The organism is Mesorhizobium maamorense, from assembly GCF_044998965.1.
In the GTDB taxonomy this organism is placed as follows: domain Bacteria; phylum Pseudomonadota; class Alphaproteobacteria; order Rhizobiales; family Rhizobiaceae; genus Mesorhizobium.
In genome coordinates this window covers 5,264,894-5,277,965 of record NZ_CP173356.1, presented here as the reverse complement: position 1 = coordinate 5,277,965, position 13,072 = coordinate 5,264,894, and the positions used below count along the sequence as shown (strand labels likewise).

Annotated in this window: 11 protein-coding genes; 6 read left to right on the top strand and 5 right to left on the bottom strand. The window is 64.4% G+C overall.

The genetic code is table 11. From position 1 onward, the window contains the following. Positions 1-31: 31 nt before the first annotated feature. The 3 genes from ACIU1A_RS26405 to ACIU1A_RS26395 form a co-directional block, all read right to left on the bottom strand. On the bottom strand, positions 32-1,081 hold the full coding sequence (locus ACIU1A_RS26405) for an aldo/keto reductase (protein ID WP_404925629.1): 1,050 nt from the start codon (positions 1,079-1,081) through the stop codon (positions 32-34). 117 nt (positions 1,082-1,198) lie between these two features. Further along, positions 1,199-1,453, bottom strand: a complete 255-nt coding sequence (locus ACIU1A_RS26400) for a type II toxin-antitoxin system Phd/YefM family antitoxin (RefSeq protein WP_404925628.1) — start codon at positions 1,451-1,453, stop codon at positions 1,199-1,201. A 102-nt stretch (positions 1,454-1,555) separates the two neighbouring features. Then, entirely contained in the window at positions 1,556-2,218 is a 663-nt protein-coding gene (locus tag ACIU1A_RS26395) for a YggS family pyridoxal phosphate-dependent enzyme (protein ID WP_404925627.1), read from the bottom strand. Positions 2,219-2,371: 153 nt separating this feature from the next. Here ACIU1A_RS26395 and leuS point away from each other — a divergent pair, with 153 nt between their 5' ends. From leuS to ACIU1A_RS26380, 3 genes are all read left to right on the top strand, one after another. Then, entirely contained in the window at positions 2,372-4,996 is a 2,625-nt protein-coding gene (leuS, locus tag ACIU1A_RS26390; RefSeq protein ID WP_404925626.1) for a leucine--tRNA ligase, read from the top strand. Next, entirely contained in the window at positions 4,983-5,561 is a 579-nt protein-coding gene (gene lptE / locus ACIU1A_RS26385; RefSeq protein WP_404925625.1) for an LPS assembly lipoprotein LptE, read from the top strand. The genes leuS and lptE overlap by 14 nt, the downstream gene beginning before the upstream one ends. Positions 5,562-5,813: 252 nt before the next feature. Beyond that, on the top strand, positions 5,814-8,375 hold the full coding sequence (locus tag ACIU1A_RS26380) for a DNA translocase FtsK (protein WP_404925624.1): 2,562 nt from the start codon (positions 5,814-5,816) through the stop codon (positions 8,373-8,375). Positions 8,376-8,448: 73 nt separating this feature from the next. Here the strand turns inward: ACIU1A_RS26380 and fsa are convergent, their stop codons facing one another. Next, positions 8,449-9,105 (bottom strand): fructose-6-phosphate aldolase, encoded by a 657-nt coding sequence (fsa, locus tag ACIU1A_RS26375; RefSeq protein ID WP_140518241.1) that lies wholly within the window; start codon positions 9,103-9,105, stop codon positions 8,449-8,451. Positions 9,106-9,195: 90 nt separating this feature from the next. Here fsa and ACIU1A_RS26370 point away from each other — a divergent pair, with 90 nt between their 5' ends. Further along, positions 9,196-11,379: a primosomal protein N' gene (locus tag ACIU1A_RS26370; RefSeq protein ID WP_140685997.1), complete on the top strand. Its 2,184-nt coding sequence runs from the start codon at positions 9,196-9,198 to the stop codon at positions 11,377-11,379. A gap of 6 nt (positions 11,380-11,385) precedes the next feature. Here the strand turns inward: ACIU1A_RS26370 and ACIU1A_RS26365 are convergent, their stop codons facing one another. After that, positions 11,386-11,592 carry a type II toxin-antitoxin system Phd/YefM family antitoxin gene (locus ACIU1A_RS26365; RefSeq protein ID WP_140492958.1) on the bottom strand — a complete coding sequence of 69 codons (207 nt, stop codon included), beginning with the start codon at positions 11,590-11,592 and terminating at the stop codon, positions 11,386-11,388. A gap of 62 nt (positions 11,593-11,654) precedes the next feature. Here ACIU1A_RS26365 and ACIU1A_RS26360 point away from each other — a divergent pair, with 62 nt between their 5' ends. After that, entirely contained in the window at positions 11,655-12,350 is a 696-nt protein-coding gene (locus tag ACIU1A_RS26360; RefSeq protein ID WP_404925623.1) for an aspartate/glutamate racemase family protein, read from the top strand. Positions 12,351-12,446: 96 nt separating this feature from the next. Then, entirely contained in the window at positions 12,447-12,842 is a 396-nt protein-coding gene (locus tag ACIU1A_RS26355; protein ID WP_404925622.1) for a DUF4345 family protein, read from the top strand. Positions 12,843-13,072: the final 230 nt, after the last annotated feature.

The following is a 13,072-nucleotide window of genomic DNA, read 5'->3' as shown; positions in this document are numbered from 1 at the left end:
CACGCGGCTTCGAAGCAGGCTAGAAAAGCGATCAGGCCTTCGGCACGAACGGCGCCGGACGCCGGCCGGCGGCCTGCCGCTCCAGCATCCAGCCGGGATATTCGGCCGGCAGCGCGCTCACCTCGTCCAGTCTGGCGAGATCATCGGTATCAAGTTTGAGGTTCGGGGCGGCAAGGTTCTGTTCGAGCTGATCCATGCGGCTGGCGCCGATGATCACGCTCATCACGAAGGGCTTGGCCAGGACATAGCCTAGTGCCACGGTAGCGACGCTGACGTCATGCTTTTTGGCGATCTCGCGCATGACCGCGACCGCCGCCCAGGCGCGGTCCTCGTTGACCGGTGGGAAGTTGAAGGAGGCGCGGCGGCCCTCGCCATTGCCGGGCGCACCAGGGCCGTATTTGCCGGACAGCAGTCCGCCGGCCATCGGCGACCAGACCATAAGACCGAGCTTCTCCTCGTTGATCAGCGGCACGATCTCGCGCTCGAGATCACGACCGGCGATCGAGTAATAGGACTGGATGGTCTCGAAGCGGGCAAAGCCCTTGCGGTCGGCTATGCCAAGCGCCTTGGCGATGCGCCAGGCCTGCCAGTTGGATACGCCGACATAGCGGACCTTGCCGCTGGCAACGAGATCGTCCAGTGCCCGCAACGTTTCGTCGATTGGCGTCACCGCGTCGGTTCCGTGCAACTGATAGAGATCGATATGATCGAGCTGCAGCCGTTCCAGGCTGGCATCGACCGAGTCCATGATGTGGCCGCGCGAGGAGCCGCGCTGGTTCGGGCCTTCGCCCATGGCGCCGTGAACCTTGGTGGCGACGACCACGCTCGACCTGGCAACACCGAGGTCCCTGAGCGACTGGCCGAGCAGGCGCTCGGATTCGCCGAAGGAATAGACATCGGCCGTGTCGAAGAAATTGACCCCGGCGGCGAGCGAGCGGCCGACGATCTCGTTGACGCCTTTCTGGTCGAGACTGGCGATCAGGCCCCATTGGGCATTCTGGCCGGCTGCACCGAAGGTCATAGTGCCGAGGCAGAGTTCGGAGACGAACATCCCCGTATTTCCAAGCTGGTTGTAACGCATGGCGAAGGCTCCAGAGATTGTGATGACACAGATCAAATAGGAACGGTACGTTTCGTTTCTAGCACTGGCATAATCAGCCAGTAGAACTGGACCATTCTTGCCGATGACAGAAACTTGTCAGAGATGGACCGCTCGGATCATTGTGTTCGGGCGGCGATTGACCTCCTCGACAAATTCGTCATCCCAGACGGGGCCGGAGAGAAGATATTGCGCAAGAGAGGGCTTTGCGCCAACCAACCGTTCGTAGTCCTCAACCGCTAGCACCACGGCAGATGGCTGCCCTCGCACCGTAATGGTTTGCGGCCCTTTTTCGCGCGACTGTCTTACCAGCTTCGAGAGGTTGTTTCTTGCGTCCCGCAGGCGCCAGTTCAAGAAGGCTACTCCTCGCTTAACTCGCAAGATGTGTTCAGTCCGTCTGTGTATCACAGGCTTAGAACTCGCAGATGACAGGGGCCACCCCAGGGCGGACGGTGTTTATCGGCTGCCGAAGATCGCCGAACCAACCCTGACACTGGTGGCGCCGAAGGCTATAGCCGTCTCGTAATCGCCGGACATGCCCATCGACAGTTTGGCGACGCCTGCCTCCCGCGCCAATTTTTCCAGCAGGGCGAAATGCGGGCCGGGGTTCTCGTCCGCCGGCGGAATGCACATCAGGCCTTCGATGGCGAGGCCGTGGACATCGCGGCAGCGGGCGACGAAGGTCATGGCGTCGCGCGGCTCGATGCCGGCCTTCTGCGGCTCGGAGCCGGTGTTGACCTGGACGTAGAGTTTCGGTGCCCGGCCTTGCCGGGCCATCTCCTTGGCGAGTTCGGCGGAAATCTTCTCACGATCGACCGTCTCGATGACGTCGAACAGCGCCACGGCTTCCCTGGCCTTGTTCGATTGCAGCGGGCCGATCAGATGCAGTTCGACATCGGGGAAAGCCTCTTTCAGCGCCGGCCACTTGCCCTGCGCTTCCTGCACCCGGTTCTCGCCGAAGACGCGCTGGCCTGCCTCGATGACGGGCCTGATGTCGGCGGCGTCAAAGGTCTTGGAAACCGCGACCAGCGTCACCGCGCCAGCGTCGCGCCGGGCTTCGCGCTCGGCGGCGGCGATCTTCGCCTTGACCGCTAAAAACTGCTGAACGGCGTCGCCCATGTCTAAATCCCGCTGTTTTGACCGCGTTTTTTCCAGACGCGATACCCATATGGTTGACGGGTTTGCCAAACCATGGTGAACACCCGGACCACATCCAATGGACTGCCGAGCTGCCGCCCGCAGTCCGCATGCTTTTTAAGTGAAAAACGTCCCATGGCAACCGAACGATACAATCCGCGCGCGTCAGAGCCCAAATGGCAGAAGGCCTGGGCCGACAGGAAGCTGTTCGAGGCGCACAACGATGATCCGCGCCCGAAATACTACGTGCTGGAGATGTTCCCCTATCCATCGGGACGCATCCATATCGGGCATACGCGCAACTACACGATGGGCGATGTGGTGGCGCGCTACAAGCGGGCCAAGGGTTTCAACGTGCTGCATCCGATGGGCTGGGACGCCTTCGGCATGCCGGCCGAGAACGCGGCGATGCAGAACAAGGTCCATCCCAAGGAATGGACCTACCAGAACATCGCCACCATGCGCGAACAGCTCAAGGTCATGGGCCTGTCGCTGGACTGGGCGCGCGAATTCGCGACCTGCGATGTCGACTACTACCACCGCCAGCAGATGCTGTTCCTCGACTTTGTCGAGAAAGGCCTGGTGACGCGCAAATCCTCGAAGGTCAATTGGGATCCGGAGGACATGACGGTGCTCGCCAACGAGCAGGTCATCGACGGGCGCGGCTGGCGCTCGGGCGCGCTGGTCGAACAACGCGAGCTGACGCAATGGTTCTTCAGGATAACCGATTTTGCGCAGGATCTCCTGGATTCGCTCGATCGCCTCGACGAATGGCCCGAGAAGGTCAAGCTGATGCAGCACAATTGGATCGGCCGTTCGGAAGGCCTGCTGATCCGCTGGCCGCTGGCGGCTCCCGTCGCCGGCGAGCAGGAGCTGGAAGTCTATACGACGAGGCCCGACACCATCTTCGGCGCCTCCTTCATGGCGGTCGCCGCCGACCATCCGCTGGCCAGGATGGCCGCCGAGACCAATCCGGCGCTGGCGAGCTTCATCGACGAAGTCCGCCATATGGGCACTTCGGTGGCGGCGCTGGAGACGGCCGAGAAGAAGGGCTTCGACACCGGCATCCGTGTCGTGCATCCGTTCGACGAGAACTGGACGCTGCCGGTCTACGTCGCCAATTTCGTGCTGATGGACTACGGCACCGGCGCCATCTTCGGCTGCCCGTCCGGCGACCAGCGCGACCTCGACTTCGCCAACAAATATGGCCTCCCGGTGATCCCGGTGGTGATGCCGGAAGGGGCTGATCCCAAGACCTTCCAGGTCATCGAGGAAGCCTATGTCGACGACGGCGTGATGATCAATTCGCGCTTCCTCGATGGCATGAAGCCGGAGCGGGCGTTCGACGAGGTGGCGAAGCTGCTGGAGCAGAAGACGATCGGCAACCGGCCGATGGCCGAGCGCAAGGTCAACTTCCGCCTGCGCGACTGGGGCATTTCGCGCCAGCGCTACTGGGGCTGCCCGATTCCGATGATCCATTGCGAGGATTGCGGCGTGGTGCCGGTGCCGAAGGCAGACCTGCCGGTGAAGCTGCCCGACGATGTCGAGTTCGACCGCCCAGGCAACCCGCTGGACCGCCACCCGACCTGGCGGCATGTCAAATGCCCGCAATGCGGCAAGGATGCGCGGCGCGAAACCGACACGATGGACACGTTCGTCGATTCGTCCTGGTATTTTGCCCGCTTCACCGCGCCCTGGGCGAACGAGCCGACCGACCCGAAGGCGGCGAACGAGTGGCTGGCCGTCGACCAGTATATTGGCGGCATCGAGCACGCGATCCTGCATCTGCTCTATTCGCGCTTCTTCACCCGGGCCATGCGCGAGACCGGCCATCTCGACCTGGCCGAGCCGTTCAAGGGCCTGTTCACGCAAGGCATGGTGGTGCACGAGACCTATCGCGTGGGATCGGCATCGAACGGCCGCTGGCTGGCGCCGACCGAGGTGCGGCTGGAGGACGTCGACGGCAAGCGCCGCGCCATCGAGATCGCCACGGGCGAGACGGCGGAGATCGGCTCCCTGGAAAAGATGTCGAAGTCGAAGAAGAACACGGTCAGCCCGGAAGACATCACCGACGGCTACGGCGCCGACACCGCGCGCTGGTTCATGCTGTCGGATTCGCCGCCGGAACGCGACGTCGAATGGACCGACGATGGCGCCGCCGGCGCGCACCGCTTCATGCAGCGCATCTGGCGCCTGGTCTCGACCGCGGCCGAATCGCTGGCCGGCATCGCACCCATAGCGGGCGGTGGCGGTGAAGCCGGGGCGGTTTCCAAGGCCACGCACAAGATCTTGAAAGCGGTCGGCGAAGACATCGAGAAACTCGCATTCAACCGCGCCATCGCCCGCATCTACGAACTCGCCAACGTGCTGACCACGCCGCTCAATGACGTGGCCGAAGGCAAGGCCGATACCGCGCTCAAAGGCGCCTGCCGGGAGGCCGTGGAGGTGCTCGTGCACCTGATCGCGCCGATCATGCCGCATCTGGCCGAGGAATGCTGGGAGGCGCTCGGCGGCGCCGATCTGGTCGCCGAACGGCCGTGGCCGATCTTCGACCCGGCGCTGGTCGTCGACAATGAGGTCACCTATCCGGTTCAGGTCAACGGCAAGAAGCGCGGGGATTTGACAATTGCCCGCGACGCGGACCAAGGTGCGGTCGAAAAAGCCGTGCTCGCTCTCGACTTCGTGCAGAAGGCGCTCGAAGGCAAGGCTCCGCGCAAGGTGATCATCGTGCCGCAGAGGATCGTCAATGTCGTTGCCTGATCGGGAAAAGACAGAGCTGAGCCGTTTGCTGCGCCGTGCCGCGCTTGCCGGCCTTGTCGGCTCGCTTGCGCTCGTTTCGGCCTGCCAGGTGCGGCCGCTCTACTCGAGCGCGCCGCTGTCGACCGGCTCGAGCGCGAATGCCGAACTGGCGTCGATCGCCATCAAACCGGTCAGGACGCGTTACGGCCAGCAGGTGCGCAACAACCTGATCTTCGGATTTGGGCGCGGCGCCGGCGAAACGGCCTCGCCGGCCTACTCGCTCGATCTCGGCGTGACCGAAGCCGTTGAATCCTCGGCGCTCGTGCAGGTCGGAACCGATCAGGACGAGCCGACCGCGGGTTCGGTGACGCTGACCGCCGGCTACACGCTGACCGATGCCAAAACCGGCGCGGTGATCGCGACCGGCAGGCGGGCGATCACTTCGTCCTTCGACAGGCCGCGCCAGGAATTCGCCGCGTACCGGGCACAGATCGATGCCGAGAACCGCGCCGCGCGCGAGCTTGCCAACGCGCTGCAACTGTCCATCGCCCAGGATCTGGCACGGCACGGCAAGACGACTGGTTAGCGCCGCTCTTCGTAACATCGCGATCTGGTGCCCTGGGCCGCCTTTGCCACGCCCCGGAGCCGAATCTCCGCTCGCCTTTAGCCGAGGCACGCGGGTGAGTGCACGATCGTGGGATGACGATCGGCCGCACCGATCCGATCGTCCGACACCGCTGCGAAGTCACGCTTCGCCGCTCCGGAGGGGCCGACGGGAAGCAACTGTTAACCACTCGCTCTCTATTGCTCAGCAGACATTTCAGCGTGAGTCTTGAGCATGGAATCCAAGCGTTTTCCTCGGGTCAGTTCATTGAAGGCAGCGTCGCCCGATGACCCCGGGGTGAAGCGTTTCACGGGTGTGGACAACAAGCCGGACAGCCAGCGGGCAAGAGCAGCAGGAGCCGGCCCTTCCCCATCCCCTGTCGATCTCGGCGGCAACGAAAGCCCTGCCTGGCAAGACTATTTCTTCCTGGCGCCCAATGTGCGGTTTACGCGCACGCCGGACTATGAAGCCAGCACGCGCCGTCCGCGGGGCGAGGCGAGTGCCGCCGAGCAAAGCGAATCAGCAGCACCGCAGGCACACGGCCAATCCACCGCGGCTGGGACGTCTTCATCGGCGCCGATACCAAGCCGAAACCTTTCTTCGGGCGCCGCCAGGCCGCCCGTCGGCAACAGAGCCGTGGTGCAACCGGCCCCGGCCCCCGTTCCGCCAGGGCATGCCGGCGAAAAGGCGCGGGCCGCCGCTACGCCTGCGGGCCACAGGATGACTGCGGCGGCGCGGGCATCCGCACCGGCAGCGTCCGCCCAAGCAGCGACAGCCCCGGTCAAGACGACAGGCCGCGAAAATGTGCGCTGGCCCTATCTGTCGGATCACGTCTTTTTCGAGGTCATGGCGCCCTATTTGGTCGAAGGCCCGTCACCCGCGCCCCGGGCCGTTCCGGTTGCACGCACGACCGCGCCCGTGGTCACCGAGCGGACCGACAACCGCCCCGCGCCAACGGCCGATCCGACCGCGTTGTTCCGTGTCATCGAATGCCTTCCCGGGTCGCCAGCTCCGTCCGCCGCGCCGGATGTCCGTCCGGCCAACTCCAATCAGGCCGCGGTTCAGACGGCGGCGAACCGTGTGCCGCAGCAAGCCCGGGCGAAGGCCGCAATTGCCGCCGTCGCGAGCAACGCCCTTCCGGCCCAGGTCACGCAAAGTCTGGAGCAAGCCGTCCCGGCTCCGGCTGCGCGCGCATCGTCGCGAGCGCCACTGGTCGGCAGGATCGTGCCGACCGCGACGGGCGAGACGTACGAACTCCCCTCAGAAGAATTGTTGCAGCAGCCGCCGGAGGGACAAGGCTTCTACATGTCGCAGGAGCGGCTCGAGCAGAATGCCGATCTTCTGGAAAGCGTGCTCGAGGATTTCGGCGTGCGCGGCGAGATCATCCATGTTCGCCCCGGCCCGGTGGTCACGCTCTATGAATTCGAACCGGCGCCGGGTGTGAAATCCTCTCGCGTCATCGGTCTCGCCGATGACATCGCCCGCTCCATGTCGGCGATCTCGGCGCGCGTCGCCGTCGTGCCGGGCCGCAACGTCATCGGCATCGAGCTTCCGAACGAGGCGCGCGAGACCGTCTATTTCCGCGAGCTGATCGAATCGGAGGGCTTCCGCAAGACCGGCTGCAAGCTGGCGCTCTGCCTCGGCAAGACGATCGGCGGTGAGCCTGTCATCGCCGAGCTGGCGAAGATGCCCCACTTGCTGGTTGCCGGCACCACCGGTTCCGGCAAGTCGGTTGCCATCAACACGATGATCCTGTCGCTGCTCTACCGGCTGAAGCCGGAGGAATGCCGGCTGATCATGGTCGATCCCAAGATGCTCGAACTCTCTGTCTATGACGGCATCCCGCATCTTCTGACGCCCGTCGTCACGGATCCAAAAAAGGCCGTGACCGCGCTCAAATGGGCCGTGCGGGAGATGGAGGACCGGTATCGCAAGATGGCGAGGCTCGGCGTGCGCAATATCGACGGCTACAATCAACGCGCCGCCCAAGCCCGCGAAAACGGCGAGACGGTCGTCATGACCGTGCAGGCGGGCTTCGAAAAAGGCACCGGCGAGCCGCTCTTCGAGCAGCAGGAAATCGACCTCGCGCCAATGCCTTACATCGTCGTCATCGTCGACGAGATGGCCGACCTGATGATGGTCGCCGGCAAGGAGATCGAAGGCGCCATCCAGCGCCTGGCGCAGATGGCGCGCGCGGCCGGCATTCACCTGATCATGGCGACGCAGCGCCCCTCGGTCGATGTCATCACGGGCACGATCAAGGCCAATTTTCCGACGCGGATTTCCTTCCAGGTCACCTCCAAGATCGACAGCCGCACCATCCTTGGCGAGCAGGGCGCCGAGCAGCTGCTCGGCCAGGGCGACATGCTGCACATGATGGGCGGCGGGCGCATCGCCCGCGTGCACGGCCCCTTCGTCTCCGACGTGGAGGTCGAGCACGTCGTGGCGCATCTGAAGGCGCAGGGTCGCCCCGAATACTTGGAAACCGTGACGGCCGACGAGGATGAAGAGGAAGACGAAGGCGATGAGAGCGCGGTCTTCGACAAGGGCGCCGTTGCGGCGGAGGACGGCGATTCCAGCTATGACGAGGCGGTCAAGGTGGTGTTGCGCGACAAGAAGTGTTCGACGTCCTACATTCAGCGCCGCCTCGGCATCGGCTATAACCGCGCCGCGTCCCTGGTCGAGCGCATGGAAAAGGAGGGTCTGGTCGGTGCACCAAACCATGTCGGCAAGCGCGAGATCATCATGGGCCGGCGCCCGCCGGTAACCGCAGCTGAGGATGACGGCACGGACTGACCGGCCTCTTGATCCGCAGCGCACGAAAAAAGGCCGGTTGCCCGGCCTTTTTTCGTGTCGGATGTAAGCTCGCTCAGCCGATTTTCTGGCCGGTCTTGGCCCAGTCGGCGAGGAAGGCGGCAAGGCCTTTGTCAGTCAGCGGGTGGTTGACCAGCGCCTTCAGTGTCGCGGGCGGCGCGGTGACGATATCGGCGCCGATGAGCGCCGCCTGCTTGACGTGGTTCACGGTGCGCACGGAAGCGGTCAGAATCTCGGTCTGGAAATCGTAATTGTCGTAGATCTGACGGATCTCCTGGATCACTTCCATGCCGTCCGAGCCGGTATCGTCGATGCGGCCGACGAAGGGCGAGATGAAGGAGGCGCCTGCCTTGGCGGCGAGCAGCGCCTGGTTGGCCGAGAAGCAGAGCGTGACATTGACCATGCGGTTCATCTGGGTACGGATCGTCTTGCAGGCCTTCAATCCATCCAGCGTCAACGGCACCTTGATGGCGACATTCGGCGCGATCTTGGCCAGCACCTCGGCCTCCGCCATCATCTGCTTGTATTCGGTGGCTACGACCTCGGCCGAAACCGGACCTTCGACGATGTCGCAGATTTGCTTGGTGACCTCGGAGATCTTGCCGCCCGATTTGAGAATCAGAGAAGGATTGGTGGTGACGCCATCGAGCAGCCCCAGATCGATCAGTTCGCGGATTTCCTTGATGTCGGCTGTGTCGGCAAAAAATTTCATGGCGGTCTCCTGACGATTTCGTCGTGCTTGGGAAGGCACGTTCAGCGTTGCCCTTTGATCTAGAGCAAAGTCGGGGCAAGGTCACGCCTCATGATCGAAGATTCGCCCTTTGTCGCAGCCGCACCGGTGCTGGTGCCGATGCCGGCCGAACGCCCCTACACCTATGCCGTGCCCGCCGGCATGCGGGTGGTGCCGGGCTCGATCGTGCGCGTGCCGCTCGGGCCTCGCCAGGTCGCCGGCATCGTCTGGGACGGCGCGGTCGAGACGGTAGACGCGAAAAAGCTGCGCCCGATCGAACTGGTCTTCGATTGCCCGCCGATCGATCGGGCGATGCGCCGTTTCGTCGACTGGGTGGCGCAGTATACGCTGTCGGCGCCGGGCATGGTGGCGCGCATGCTGCTGAGGGCGCCGGAGGCCTTCGATCCGGAACCGTGGATCGAGGGATTGCAGCGAACCGCGGCCGTTCCGGACCGGATGACGGATGCGCGGGCCCGCGTGCTGGAGACGGCCGAAGGCGGACTGGCCTGGACGCGATCCGGCCTTGCCCATGCGGCCGGCGTGTCGTCGACGGTAATCGAGGGGCTGAAGGCGCAAGGTGTGTTCGAAACGGTGATGATCCCGCCGCGGCCCGTGGTGGCGGAGCCTGACCCAGCCTACGCCGCGCCGGAATTGATGCCCGACCAGAACGAAGCCGCACGGCTGCTGCGAGCCAATGTCGCGGGCGGTGGCTTCAACGTCGCACTGCTCGACGGCGTCACCGGTTCGGGCAAGACGGAGGTTTATTTCGAGGCGGTGGCGGCGGCACTCGACCGGGGCAAGCAGGTGCTGATCCTGCTGCCCGAAATCGCGTTGACCCATGCTTTCCTCGAACGCTTCCAGCAGCGCTTTGGCGCCAAGCCCGCCGAATGGCACTCCGACCTGCCGCCGAGGATGCGCGAGCGGGTCTGGCGGCAGGTGGCGGAAGGCGGCGTGCGGGTCGTGGCCGGCGCGCGCTCGGCGCTGTTCCTGCCGTTCAAGGAGCTTGGCATGATCGTCGTCGACGAGGAGCACGACCCCGCCTACAAGCAGGAAGACCGCGTCTTCTACAATGCCCGCGACATGGCTGTCGTGCGCGGCCATATAGGTGGCTTCCCCGTGGTGCTGGCATCGGCGACGCCATCGGTCGAGAGCCGCGTCAATGCCAGCCAGGGCCGCTACGCCAGGGCGGTGCTGTCCGCCCGCTTCGCCGAGGCGGCACTTCCCGACCTGAAAGCGATCGACATGCGGCGCGCGCCGCCGGCGCGCGGCGGCTTCCTGTCGCCGGTGCTGCTCGACCATATGCGACGGACGCTGGAGAGGAAGGAACAATCGCTTTTGTTCCTCAACCGGCGCGGCTATGCGCCGCTGACGCTGTGCCGCGTCTGCGGCCACCGCTTCGGTTGCCCGGTCTGCTCGGCCTGGCTGGTCGAGCACCGCTTTCGCGGCCAGCTCGTCTGCCACCATTGCGGGCACAATGAGCGCCGTCCGGAAGCCTGTCCGGAATGCGGCACGCTCGATCATCTGGTCGCCTGCGGGCCGGGCGTCGAGCGCATCGCCGAGGAAGTCGTCACCCATTTCCCGGATGCGCGCACAATCGTTTTGTCGTCGGATCTGATGGGCGGCGTGCGGCGGCTGCGGCTGGAGCTGGAAGCCATCGCCAATGGCGAGGCCGATATCGTCATCGGCACGCAACTCGTCGCCAAGGGCCACAATTTCCCGAACATGACCTTGGTTGGTGTCGTCGATGCCGATCTCGGCCTTGCCAATGGCGATCCGCGCGCCGCCGAACGCACCTTCCAGCTGCTCAGCCAGGTGACCGGCCGCGCCGGGCGCACCGGCAAGAAGAGTCTCGGCCTGCTGCAGACCTTCCAGCCCGACCATCCGGTGATGCGGGCGATCGTCTCCGGCGATGCCGACGCGTTCTACGAGCGCGAGATTTCCGAGCGCGAGCGGGCGGCTCTGCCACCCTTCGGCCGGCTGGCCGGCGTCATCGTCAGCGCGGTGACGCGGGCGGAAGCCGAGGGCCATGCACGCGGCCTGCGCCGTGCCGCGCCCGAGGCATCCGACCTGTTCGTGCTCGGGCCGGCCGAAGCGCCGCTGTCGCTGCTTGGCGGCCGTCACCGTTTCCGCCTGCTGATCCAGGGCGAGCGCCGCGCCGACATGCAAAGGTTTATCCGGACCATGCTCGCCAACGGGCCGAAGCAGCGCGGCTCGGTCCGGGTGCAGGTCGACATCGATCCGCAGAGCTTTTTGTAAGGTCGCTCAGCGTTCGCGCGGATTGCTGGTCGTGTCCTTCAGTTCGGGACGTTGCCTAAACTCTTCAGGATAGAGTCGACGGGCGTCCTCGATCGATATCACTATGGCCACGGGGCGTCCCCGCTTGGTGATTGTTGTCGGGCTGCCTTTGCTGGCTTCAGCGACCACGGCGCACAGTTCGCTGCGTGCTTTGCTGCTGGATTTTGTTTTCATCGAGTAGCCCTCAACATCGCCTTGGACTGTATCATAAGTCGCTGCAAGGAAAGGAAACCGTTTTGAAAACCCTTGGCCTTCTGGGCGGCATGAGCTGGGAATCGACGGCGATCTATTATCGCCTGCTCAACGATCTCGTGAGGCAGCGTCTCGGCGGGCTGCATTCGGCGAAATTGCTGCTGTGGTCCTTCGACTTCGCCGAGATCGCCGAGCTGCAGCATCACGGGGACTGGGACGGCGCCGGCGCGCTTCTGGTCGATGCCGCGCGCAAGCTCGAGTCAGCTGGCGCGGAAGGCCTGCTTTTGTGCACCAACACCATGCACAAGCTCGCCGACCAGGTGCAGGCCTCGGTATCGATCCCGCTGATCCACATCGCCGACGCCACCGCGGCCGCGATCAAGGCGGCCGGCATGCGGCGCCCGGCGCTGCTGGCAACGCGGTTCACCATGGAGCAGGATTTCTACAAGGGCCGGCTTGCCGACACATATGGATTGCAGCCGATCGTGCCGGACCGGGCAGGGCGCGACATGGTCCATCGCATCATCTATGACGAGCTCTGTCAGGGCATCGTCGCCGAGCCATCGAAAACCGCCTATATCGCCGAGATCAACCGCCTGCGGCGCGATGAAAATGTCGACAGCGTGATCATGGGCTGCACCGAAATCACCATGCTGATCGGCCAGCAGGATTTCGACATTCCGGTCTTCGACACGACGCGCATCCATGCCGAGGCGGCGGTCGCCTTCGCGCTCTCTTGATGCGTTTCGCCTAAAGTGCCGGCCGCCATCTGGCGCGCGGCTTTTCCTCCGCTAGAATACCCGCGATTTCGGAGCGGGCATTTACGAGGGGACACTATGGATTTTGCGTTTCCGTGGCCGGTGAGCCAGGGCGAATGGCTGGCCTGGTCGAGCGCCGTCATCACCGTGCTGCTCGGCTTGGTGCTTTTCCTGGCGCCGGGGCTTGCCTTCCGCATCCTGCGCTTGCAGGTCAAGCCGGAGAAGGCGGCGGCGATCGCCGAAGGGCGCGGCCGCATGTCGGGCTTCTATCTCGGCGTCGGCCTGTGCTGCATCCTGCTGGCGCAGCCGCTGATCTACATGGCGCTCGGCTTCTCCTGGCTGTTCACCGCCTTCGGCCGGTTGCTGTCGATGATGTCGGATGGCGCCAACACGCCCTTCAACTGGGTTTCCATCGTCGTGGAACTGGCGCTGGCGGCGTTGCCGCTCGCCTTTGCCTTCGGCTTCCTGCCCTGAATCCGCAGGCAATCCAGGGACTTCGTCCCCGGATGCGACAATAGTGCCTGAAAACCATGCGGAACGACGCATTGCGGTCTTAAAAGGCCTGTGCTAGACGGCAATCGACTTTCGGCCGGGGATAGCGGGAGCCGCGCCTCCGTGCTTGAGAAAATGCAGTAAGGTCAAAGATTTAGCCAGAGTTTTCGCTCGCGCCAACAATCTGCGGCCTGTCAGACAAGAGAAAAGAC

Bases quoted from the DNA above. Each gene is read 5' to 3' on its own strand.
- ACIU1A_RS26405 (WP_404925629.1), bottom strand. From the start codon at position 1,081: ATGCGTTACAACCAGCTTGGAAATACGGGGATGTTCGTCTCCGAACTC.
- ACIU1A_RS26395 (WP_404925627.1), bottom strand. From the start codon at position 2,218: ATGGGCGACGCCGTTCAGCAGTTTTTAGCGGTCAAGGCGAAGATCGCC.
- leuS (WP_404925626.1), top strand. From the start codon at position 2,372: ATGGCAACCGAACGATACAATCCGCGCGCGTCAGAGCCCAAATGGCAG.
- lptE (WP_404925625.1), top strand. From the start codon at position 4,983: ATGTCGTTGCCTGATCGGGAAAAGACAGAGCTGAGCCGTTTGCTGCGC.
- ACIU1A_RS26380 (WP_404925624.1), top strand. From the start codon at position 5,814: ATGGAATCCAAGCGTTTTCCTCGGGTCAGTTCATTGAAGGCAGCGTCG.
- fsa (WP_140518241.1), bottom strand. From the start codon at position 9,105: ATGAAATTTTTTGCCGACACAGCCGACATCAAGGAAATCCGCGAACTG.
- ACIU1A_RS26370 (WP_140685997.1), top strand. From the start codon at position 9,196: ATGATCGAAGATTCGCCCTTTGTCGCAGCCGCACCGGTGCTGGTGCCG.
- ACIU1A_RS26365 (WP_140492958.1), bottom strand. From the start codon at position 11,592: ATGAAAACAAAATCCAGCAGCAAAGCACGCAGCGAACTGTGCGCCGTG.
- ACIU1A_RS26355 (WP_404925622.1), top strand. From the start codon at position 12,447: ATGGATTTTGCGTTTCCGTGGCCGGTGAGCCAGGGCGAATGGCTGGCC.